This window comes from Mesorhizobium sp. M7A.F.Ca.ET.027.03.2.1, assembly GCF_003999175.1.
GTDB lineage: Bacteria > Pseudomonadota > Alphaproteobacteria > Rhizobiales > Rhizobiaceae > Mesorhizobium.
This window is the reverse complement of sequence record NZ_RZOM01000783.1, coordinates 1-2,985: the sequence shown is the minus strand read 5'-3', so window position 1 is coordinate 2,985 and position 2,985 is coordinate 1. Positions and strand designations below refer to the sequence as shown.

2 protein-coding genes are annotated in these 2,985 nt (G+C 59.9%); one reads left to right on the top strand and one right to left on the bottom strand.

Annotated elements, in window-relative coordinates:
• The first annotated feature begins 242 nt into the window (after positions 1 to 242).
• Positions 243 to 1,283, top strand: coding sequence for a glutamine synthetase beta-grasp domain-containing protein (locus tag EN750_RS26780; RefSeq protein ID WP_127260164.1), 1,041 nt, complete (start codon positions 243 to 245; stop codon positions 1,281 to 1,283).
• Between the two features lie 742 nt (positions 1,284 to 2,025).
• Here the strand turns inward: EN750_RS26780 and glnA are convergent.
• The coding region (glnA, locus tag EN750_RS26770) for a type I glutamate--ammonia ligase (RefSeq protein WP_127398413.1) at positions 2,026 to 2,985 on the bottom strand (960 nt) is incomplete at its 5' end.

The window sequence follows — 2,985 nt, the reverse complement described above, 5'->3', positions numbered from 1 at the left end:
CAATATGCCTATGAAAAGATCAGCAAGTGCATACTATTTGTGCAAAGAACGACTGTGATTGATCGGAACGCATCGCTTAGGCGGATCACCGATTTCGAGTGGGTACCGGGTCAATTTTGCCGCACCCTTCACACCAAGAATGGCACACGAATTGCATTTTAAGAATGCGGCAGGCCGGCTGCTGACGGCAGACGCATGTCGACGCCGTTCAGTGTTCGGTGATCAAGCAACGAGAGGCTAGAATGACGAAATACAAGCTCGAGTATATCTGGCTCGATGGATATACCCCGGTCCCCAACCTTCGCGGCAAGACGCAGATCAAGGAATTCGCCGAATTCCCTGATCTCGAGCAGTTGCCGCTGTGGGGCTTCGATGGTTCCTCGACCCAGCAGGCCGAAGGGCACAGCTCTGATTGCGTGCTGAAGCCGGTTGCGGTCTATCCGGATCCCGCCCGCACCAACGGCGTGCTGGTCATGTGCGAAGTCATGATGCCCGATGGCGTCACGCCGCATGCCTCCAACAAGCGCGCCACCATCCTCGATGACGAGGGCGCCTGGTTCGGCTTCGAGCAGGAATATTTCTTCTACAAGGACGGCCGGCCGCTCGGCTTCCCCGAGAGCGGCTATCCCGCACCCCAGGGTCCGTACTACACCGGCGTCGGCTATTCCAATGTCGGCTCCGTCGCGCGCCAGATCGTCGAGGAGCATCTCGACCTCTGCCTCGCCGCCGGCATCAACCACGAAGGCATCAACGCCGAAGTGGCCAAGGGCCAGTGGGAATTCCAGATTTTCGGCAAGGGCTCCAAGAAAGCCGCCGACCAGATGTGGATGGCCCGCTATTTGATGCAGCGCCTGACCGAGAAGTACGGCATCGACATTGAATACCATTGCAAGCCGCTCGGCGACACCGACTGGAACGGCTCGGGCATGCACGCCAATTTCTCGACCGCCTATATGCGCGAAGTCGGCGGCAAGGCCTATTTCGAAGCGCTGATGGCTGCCTTCGACAAGAACCTGATGGATCACATCGCCGTCTACGGCCCGGACAACGACAAGCGTTTGACCGGCAAGCACGAGACCGCGCCGTGGAACCGGTTCAGCTATGGCATTGCCGACCGTGGCGCCTCGATCCGCGTGCCGCATTCCTTCATCAAGAGCGACTACAAGGGTTATCTGGAAGACCGCCGTCCGAACTCGCAGGGCGACCCCTACCAGATCGCCTCGCAGATCCTGAAGACGATCGCCTCGGTTCCGGCAAGCGCTCAGGTTTCGGCCGCCGCGTAAGCGTTTCGGGCTGCATGACAAGATGACCCCGGCGTTTCGCGCCGGGGTTCTTTTTTGGCCGTTACCCGGCTGACGGCATTCCTGGTAAAACATACCCAGAAAAAGTCAGGGAATTCACGCGGTCGCAAATCGCCCGGAAGTTCTGGCCGCAGCCATGTGAGCCTCCGGCGATCACTCCCTATAAAGCCCGGAAAAGCGCCTTTTCCAGCCCTTATCTGGGGCAATGGACCTTCCATAAGCATCTGTTCATACAGCAGAATCGGTCATTCGCGGCCCGGCTTGCAGCGTTGACAGATCACGCTACGGCATGCGTATTCGCAGGCCTTGGGGTTACGTCACGCAATGCTGTTCGGACGGGCGGGGTTTTCTGAACGGCGGCATTGGCGTGGGCGCCGGACGAGCGGTCACTGTAGCCTGAGACAGTGCTCCGCTCGCTCCTGGCTCCAACGTTGGCGACCGACCGGCCGCCTTGATCTTCACTGGACATCGCCGAGTAGTGATTGAAGTCACCGGACCGACGCTCAAGCCGGCCGCTCCTATGGACCAGTAGGTCCAAGAATCCGGCCATCGTATGATCGTCGAAGACGAAAGGCGGATCCGGCTGTCCATGCGCGGCTGCCGCGCAGGCGAGACATGCCGATCGGCTGGCAATTCCTATTGGAGCGCAGCAAAAAGCCCTTGAAAGAGGGAAGTCTTTCAAGGGCTTGGTTATTATGGAGTATCTTAGGCTGAGATTGAAGCCTCAGACGGAGTAGTACATGTCGTATTCGACCGGATGCGGGGTCATTTCGAAGCGCATCACTTCGGCCATCTTCAGCTCGATGTAGCTGTCGATCTGGTCGTCGTCGAAGACGCCGCCAGCCTTCAGGAAGCCGCGGTCCTTGTCGAGGCTTTGCAGGGCTTCGCGCAGCGAGCCGCAGACGGTCGGGATCTTCTTCAGTTCCTTCGGCGGCAGGTCGTAGAGATCCTTGTCCATCGGCTGGCCGGGATGGATCTTGTTCTTGATACCGTCGAGGCCGGCCATCAGCAGCGCGGAGAAGGCGAGGTAGGGGTTCGCGCCCGGATCGGGGAAGCGGACCTCGACGCGCTTGGCCTTCGGCGACGAGCCGAACGGGATACGGCAGGACGCCGAGCGGTTGCGCGCCGAATAGGCGAGCAGAACCGGCGCTTCGTAACCCGGCACCAGGCGCTTGTAGGAATTGGTCAGCGGGTTGGTGAAGGCGTTGATCGCCTTGGCATGCTTGATGACGCCGCCGATGAAGAACAGGCAGCTTTCCGACAGACCGGCATATTCATTGCCGGCGAAGGTCGGCTTGCCGTTCTTCCAGATCGACATGTGGACGTGCATGCCCGAGCCGTTGTCGCCGAAGATCGGCTTCGGCATGAAGGTCGCTGTCTTGCCGTAGGCATTGGCGACCTGGTGCACGACATATTTGTAGATCAGCATCTTGTCGGCGTTACGTACCAGTGCGTCGAACTTGATGCCGAGTTCGTGCTGGGCCGCCGCCACCTCATGGTGGTGCTTTTCGACCCGCACGCCCATCTCGGCGAGCACGGTCAGCATTTCCGAGCGCATGTCCTGCGCGCTGTCGATCGGCGGCACCGGGAAGTAGCCGCCCTTGACGCGCGGACGGTGGCCGAGATTGCCGGTCTCGTAGTCGGTGTCGTCGTTCGACGGCAGTTCCGTGGAGTCGAGCTTGAA